This is a genomic window from Caulobacter sp. (assembly GCF_049283275.1).
Lineage (GTDB): Bacteria > Pseudomonadota > Alphaproteobacteria > Caulobacterales > Caulobacteraceae > Caulobacter.
This window is the reverse complement of record NZ_JBAPVS010000031.1, coordinates 1-6,103: the sequence shown is the minus strand read 5'-3', so window position 1 is coordinate 6,103 and position 6,103 is coordinate 1. Positions and strand designations below refer to the sequence as shown.

Annotated in this window: 8 protein-coding genes; 3 read left to right on the top strand and 5 right to left on the bottom strand. The window is 68.0% G+C overall.

The features are described from left to right. Positions 1 to 210: 210 nt before the first annotated feature. Positions 211 to 459 (top strand): hypothetical protein, encoded by a 249-nt coding sequence (locus WAL33_RS01730; RefSeq protein WP_422177874.1) that lies wholly within the window; start codon positions 211 to 213, stop codon positions 457 to 459. A gap of 80 nt (positions 460 to 539) precedes the next feature. Continuing rightward, entirely contained in the window at positions 540 to 770 is a 231-nt protein-coding gene (locus tag WAL33_RS01725; RefSeq protein ID WP_422177872.1) for a hypothetical protein, read from the top strand. A 19-nt stretch (positions 771 to 789) separates the two neighbouring features. On the opposite strand, the gene WAL33_RS01720 is transcribed toward WAL33_RS01725, so the two are convergent. From WAL33_RS01720 to WAL33_RS01710, 3 genes are all read right to left on the bottom strand, one after another. Further along, positions 790 to 1,521 carry a helix-turn-helix transcriptional regulator gene (locus WAL33_RS01720; protein WP_422177870.1) on the bottom strand — a complete coding sequence of 244 codons (732 nt, stop codon included), beginning with the start codon at positions 1,519 to 1,521 and terminating at the stop codon, positions 790 to 792. Between the two features lie 206 nt (positions 1,522 to 1,727). Beyond that, positions 1,728 to 2,819 (bottom strand): glycosyltransferase family 4 protein, encoded by a 1,092-nt coding sequence (locus tag WAL33_RS01715; protein WP_422177868.1) that lies wholly within the window; start codon positions 2,817 to 2,819, stop codon positions 1,728 to 1,730. Continuing rightward, on the bottom strand, positions 2,819 to 3,649 hold the full coding sequence (locus tag WAL33_RS01710; RefSeq protein WP_422177866.1) for a UDP-2,3-diacylglucosamine diphosphatase: 831 nt from the start codon (positions 3,647 to 3,649) through the stop codon (positions 2,819 to 2,821). Before WAL33_RS01710 ends, WAL33_RS01715 begins: the two co-directional genes overlap by 1 nt. Before the next feature lie 262 nt (positions 3,650 to 3,911). Here WAL33_RS01710 and WAL33_RS01705 point away from each other — a divergent pair, with 262 nt between their 5' ends. Continuing rightward, positions 3,912 to 4,541, top strand: a complete 630-nt coding sequence (locus tag WAL33_RS01705; protein ID WP_422177864.1) for a TetR/AcrR family transcriptional regulator — start codon at positions 3,912 to 3,914, stop codon at positions 4,539 to 4,541. Positions 4,542 to 4,676: 135 nt separating this feature from the next. Here the strand turns inward: WAL33_RS01705 and WAL33_RS01700 are convergent, their stop codons facing one another. Next, positions 4,677 to 5,537, bottom strand: a complete 861-nt coding sequence (locus tag WAL33_RS01700; protein WP_422177862.1) for a hypothetical protein — start codon at positions 5,535 to 5,537, stop codon at positions 4,677 to 4,679. A gap of 165 nt (positions 5,538 to 5,702) precedes the next feature. Then, positions 5,703 to 6,077, bottom strand: a complete 375-nt coding sequence (locus tag WAL33_RS01695; RefSeq protein WP_422177876.1) for a hypothetical protein — start codon at positions 6,075 to 6,077, stop codon at positions 5,703 to 5,705. Between the last annotated feature and the right edge of the window lie 26 nt (positions 6,078 to 6,103).

The window sequence follows — 6,103 nt, the reverse complement described above, 5'->3', positions numbered from 1 at the left end:
AGGCGGTCCGGACGGTCAAGAAGGCGGCGGCCGCCACGGTCGCCGCCGACGCGGCCGCCAGGGCCGACCAGCACGCCGAACGCAAGCGCGCCAAGGTCCCGACCGAGGCCGAGGCCAAGGACAAGCGCGACGCCAAGTACGCGGCGCGCAAGTCGCGTCGCGGATGATGGTCCCCCCTGTGATGGTCCCCCCTGTGATGGCCCCCTTGTGATGGCAAGACGCGCTCCCAGGCCGGAGTCGCCGTTCGGGTCGCAGGACTACGAACTGCTGTGCGACAACCTGGTCACTCTGCGCGAGGCCCATATCCGCTCGCGACACGCCCAGCCGATGCGGGTGGGCGACGTCTGCACGCTCAGCCAGGACGGCGAGGTCTATGAGCTGGTGGTCACCGACTTCACCGATCGTGGCGGCGAGGGCTGGAGCGTCCGCTGCCGCATCGTCGACATGCACCGTCAATGACCGCCTCGGCCGGACGCCGGCGGCGTCGATCCCGCGGCGGTTCCGGTCGAATCGGGTCCAATCACCGAACGGGCGGTCTGGTGCGTTGGCAAGGCGCCTCGCGTCGGGCCGGCGGCGCGCGGCTGGGCCTGGCGTTCATCGGGGGCGTCGCCGTCCTGATGCTGACCCTGGCCCTGATCGCCGCCCGCACCCTGGGCGGGCTGCACTGGGGAAACCTGCTGATGCTGGTCCCGGCCGGGGTGGTGGTCCTGGTGTTCGGGGCCGGTCTGATCGCCATGGTCCGGCGCGCCGTGGCCTGGCTGGCGGGATAGCGGGCGGCCAAGCCCGCCCCTAGCCCACCTTCGCCAACAGCCCCAGCTCCCCCGCCTTCATCACCGCCTCCTGCCGCTTGACCACGCCCAGGCGTTTCTTGGCGGCTTCGATGTGGTGGTGGACGGTGCGGGGCGAGAGGGTGAGGATCGCGCCGATCTCCCAGTCGGTCTTGCCCCGGCTGGCCCAGTACAGGCACTGGGCCTGGCGCTCGGAGATCACGCCGTGATCGGGATTGTCGTCCTGCAGCTCCCAGTGCTTGAGCATGATGGTGCCGAACACCGTGGCCAGGCTCTCGACCACGGCGCGGGCCGTGGGGTCGGTGGTCGTCGCCGCCGTCGCCATGCGGATCAGCACCTCATGGCCGGCCGGGCCGAACACCCGCACCACATAGCCGTCGTTCATGCCGAACTCAGAGGCCTCGCCCCACATGGCCTGGGCGCGGTTGTCGCCCATGGGCTTGGCGTCGGTCCAGGCGAAGGCGCGGTTGGATTTCTTCAGCAGCCTGATGCACGGGTCGTGGACCACATGGCGCTCGCCCCAATACCGGGCGTCCCAGGCGTCGAAGTCGCGGCGCGCCAGGGTGGGCGGCTCGCGGCCCAGCTGCTCGGCGTTGATCAGGGTGGCGCAGAAGCGGTCATAGCCGAACGCGCCGATCGCCCGGCCGAAATGGGCCTCGACCTCGTCGGGCGCGGCGTAGTGCGGCGCCTTGCTGAGAAAGCTCCAGGCTTCTTGTTCGGCCGTGTTCAACACGTGGAGATGCTCGCTGCCTGATTTGGTCAGACTAGGGGAAGGCGCGGAGATGGGCCAGGGGGTGTGGCTCACCCACTTGCCCCCACCTGACGGCTTCGCCGTCTGTCCGCCCCCATAGGGGGCGGAGGACCAAAAGCGCGGCGCCTCTTCCCCCTTTGGGGGAAGACGGTCGCGAAGCGATCCGTAGGGGGAAGTGTTCGCGGGTACTACGCCGCCGGCTTCCTGCGCAGCCGCGCCAGCCGTCGCAGGCGCCGCCAGAACCGGGTCTTTTCCGGCTCGGGATAGGGCTGCAGGTTCTTGTAGAACTCCTCGGCGCAGGCTCGCCACGAGAAGCCCTCGGCGAACTTGCGCACCACCTTATGGTCGATGTCCAGGCAGGCTAGGCACGCCTCGCGCAGGCCCTCGGTCTGGCCGGGGGCCAGGGCGCCGGCGCCCGAGCCGGGGATGATGTCGATCGGCCCGGGGGCCGAGAACGCCGCCACCGGCACGCCGGCGGCCATGGCCTCCAAGATCACCAGGCCGAAGGTGTCGGTCAGGGACGGGAAGCAGAAGACGTCGGCGCAGGCGAAATAGCGGGCCAGCTCCTCGCCGAACTTGGCGCCGGCGAACACCACGTTCGGGTACTTCTCGGCCAGCTCCTCGCGTTGCGGGCCGTCGCCGACGATCACCTTGGTGCCGGGCAGGTCCAGGCTGGCGAAGGCCTCGATGTTCTTCTCGACGGCCACGCGGCCGACATTGAGGAAGATCGGCCGCGCCAGGCCCGCGAACACGTCCGGATCGCCCTTGGCGCGGGGCTTGAACACGTCGGTGTCGACGCCGCGCGTCCAGGGCGAGATGTTGCGGAAGCCGTGGCGGATCAGCTCGTCGCGCATGGTCGGGGTGGCGACCATCAGCCGGCCCGACGGCTTGTGGAACCAGCGCATGTAGGTGTAGCCGGCCGACAGCGGCAGCGGCAGGCGGGCCGAGACGTATTCCGGAAACCGCGTGTGGTAGCTGGTCGTGAACGGCAGCTTCCATTCCAGGCAGATGCGGCGGGCGGCCAGGCCGATCGGGCCCTCGGTGGCGATGTGGATCGCCTCGGGCTCGAACGACTTGAAGCGCTCCATCACCGGCTCATAGGCGCCGATGGCCAGCTTGATCTCCGGATAGGTCGGAAGCGGGAAGGTGGGGAACTGGTCGGGGCTGACGACATCGACCTCATGGCCCATGGCTTTCAGCTCGGCCATCACCTTGGTGAGGGTCCGAACCACGCCGTTGACCTGCGGTTCCCAAGCATCGGTGGCGAGTAGTATCCGCATCAGGCGGCGGCAGGCTCCGCAATGGGGGGCTCGAGGGTGAGCGCCCGTGCCCGATCGATCACCGACCAGGACCTAAGCTTGGACCATTCCAGGATTTCGAGCCGTCCGTCCATATGTTCCACCAGCGCGGTGCAGCTTTCCACCCAGTCGCCGTCGTTCACATAGAGCACGCCGTCGATGTCGCGCATCTCGGCCTTGTGGATGTGGCCGCAGATCACGCCGTCGACGCCCCGCCGACGGGCTTCGTCGGCGACCGCGGCTTCGAAATTCTCGATGAATTGCAGCGCGTTCTTCACCTTGACCTTCAGATAGGCCGAAAGACTCCAGTAGCCGAACCCCAGCCTCCGACGCGCGCGGTTGAGCAAGGTGTTCAGCATCAGGATGGTTCTATAGGACCAATCCCCCAGGAAGGCGAGCCACTTGGCGTGCTGCACGATCCCGTCGAACTCGTCGCCGTGCACCACCAGGTAGCGCTTGCCGTCGGCGGCCTCGTGGATCATGTCGCGGGCCACCACCACACCGCCGAAGTGGACGCCGCAGAAGTCGCGCACCCGGTCGTCGTGGTTGCCGGGCACATAGATCACCTCGACGCCTTTTCGGGCCAGACGCAGGATCTTCTGCACCACGTCGTTGTGGCTCTGGGGCCAGTACCAGCCGCTGCGCAGCTTCCAGCCGTCGATGATGTCGCCCACCAGGTAGAGCTTGTCGCACTCCACATGGCGGATGAAGTCCAGCAGCAGCTCGGCCTGGCAGCCGCGCGTGCCCAGGTGCACGTCGCTGATGAAGATCGAGCGATAGCGGCGGATCGCGATGTCGGTGTCGGTGACCATGTGCCCCTCCAGCGGTTCAGGTCGCCGGTCCCCCCGGGACCAGCCGCGCCCCCTGTGGCGTCCCGTGCGGCGCCGGGGGCGAGTGGTCCGGCGATTAAGCTGATTGCATGTCGCTTTCGTGAAACGGCGTTCCGCACACGGCGCGACGCTGCGCCGCACCAACGCCCGAAATTTCACCATTGGCTAAATCTTGTGGAGCAAGGCAAAGCTTTACGGGCGCTGGACTGTTGCAGCGCAATATCGCTTTGACTAGATCAGGATCATGGACGCCGCACGCCTCGCCAAGGATACGCCCAAGTCGCTGAAGACCCGGGCGCGGATTCTCGACCAGGCGATGCGTCTGATCGCCGAGATCGGCTATCACGCCGCGGCCAATCCGGTGATCGCCGACGCCGCCGGCCTGACGCGCGGGGCGATGCTCTACCACTTCCCCACCCGCGAGGCCCTGGTCGAGGCGGCCGTGGCCCACGTCCAGGCCGCGCGCTCGGCCCTGTTCCGCGCCGCCGCCGAGAACCTGCCGCAGGGCGCCGACGTCACCGAACACGCGATCGACAGCTACTGGGACCTGCTGCACACCGTGCCGTTCCTGGCCTTCGCCGAGCTGGAGGCCGCGGGCCGCACCGACCCGGCCGTCCAGGCCCTGCTGGCCCCGGCCCAGGCCGAGTTCGACCGCGCCCAGGCCGGCGACCACTTCCTGAAGATCCTGCACGCGGGGGCCGGGCCGCGGTTCCAGGCCAGCCGGGACCTGGCGCGGTTCATGCTGGAAGGCCTGGCGCGTGCCTCCCTGACCTATGACGGCGACGGGCGGCGGGACCGGCTGCTGATGCTGATCAAGCGGGCCACGCATATGCTGAACCGCAAGGGCGATGTGCAGGATTTGTGGCCGGATTAGGGGGGAGGCAGCTTTCAAACGCCGAGCCGACGGCCGCTTTCGACCCGTTTCGGACGTCCATGGAACCCCTCTCTCCATGAGAGAGGGGTCCAGGCCGTGCCGGCCAGCATCGTCACCCCGCCCAGCGCCCAGGCGCTAGCGCCTCGCGGGGAAGAACACGCGCCACACCGCCGTCAGCCACCTCAGCACGATCCACTTGGGCGCGGGGTAGCCGGGCGTCTCCGGGCCCGGCTTGGTGTCGGGGATATGGATGGGGCCGCCGGTGTTGATCCCGGCGAGTTGGTAGTAGGCGATGACGCCCATGTAGGTGTTGGCCTCGAAGGCGACCGTCTTGCTGTCGCCCGTCCACTGATGGGGGGTTCCTTTCACCCAGCTCGACAGCCGGTTGCGCTCCCACGACACGAACTTGAGGGTTCCGCTTCCGCCCAGGTTTCCAAGCACGGGCACGGACAGCGTCGGGCGGAACGTCAGCGTCAGGTCGCCTGACACGCTCTCCGGCGGCCCGATCGACCAGGCGCCCAGATGCTGATCGAGGATGATGGTCGGTTGGCCGGCGTCCCAGACGAACGTGTCCAGTTCGACCGGAACCCCGTCGATGTCGGCCTCCGCGATCGGGCAGGTGATGTCCAGGCCGTTGGCCGGGATCTTGGCGGGCTCGACCTGGCCGCCGTTGATCACCGCCACGACGTTTATGCGGGGGCCGCCCTCGCGATTGTATTTCAGGCAAAGGTGGGTGTAGCCGTTCGACGGAATGGGAATGTCGACCTTCAGGTCCGGGCTGTATTCCGCCGGCGCGCTGTGGGCGGGCTCATCATCGAAGCGATAGCTCTGGAGGTTCCCGCCGGCCACGAAGACCTCGGCCGGATAGGCGTCCGTATAGATCTCTTCGTTCTGGGTGAGCGTCTGAAGAATCGCACCCTGACATTCGGGGCAGGCCGACTGGTCCTTCTTCTCGATCTCGGCGACGTAACAGATGGTGTGAAGAACGCCGCCCATGGATCTGCCCCCCGGGGATCAAGCGCGGCGCGATCTTGATCGGTCGGTCGCCGTCGGCTTGCGCGGCGTTAACCTATGGTAAAGTTGATGCGTCCGTAAAGCTTTTACGCGTGCTGTTTCGGCATGGCCTGGGAAGGTTGAGCCAGGACGCCCAGATTCACTTCCTCACAACCGCCCGCGTCGCCCGCCCTTGAGCTTGTCCAGCGCGCGGCGGGCGTGTTCGGCCTGGGCCGCCACCGGCGGCGCGGCCGGCGGGGACATGGAGGCCATCATTTCCTGCACGGTCGCCACGGCTTGAGTGGCGGCCATTCCGGCGGCGGCGGTTTCGGCCACCTTCTGTTTGCCGCGCGGGGTGGGGACCATCAGGGCGACCTTGCGGGCCATGGCGGCTAGGTCGCCGATGGCTTTGGCCTTGTCGCGGGCCGCGCGGATCTCGGCGGGGTCGTGGCTGTGCTCCAGGATCGCCCAGGCCGCGTCGAGGGCGGCCATCAGCTTCTGCTGGAAGGTGAAACACCAGGTGGGGATGTCGGTTTGGGTCATGCCGCTAGTGTGCGGCCGTCCTGGAG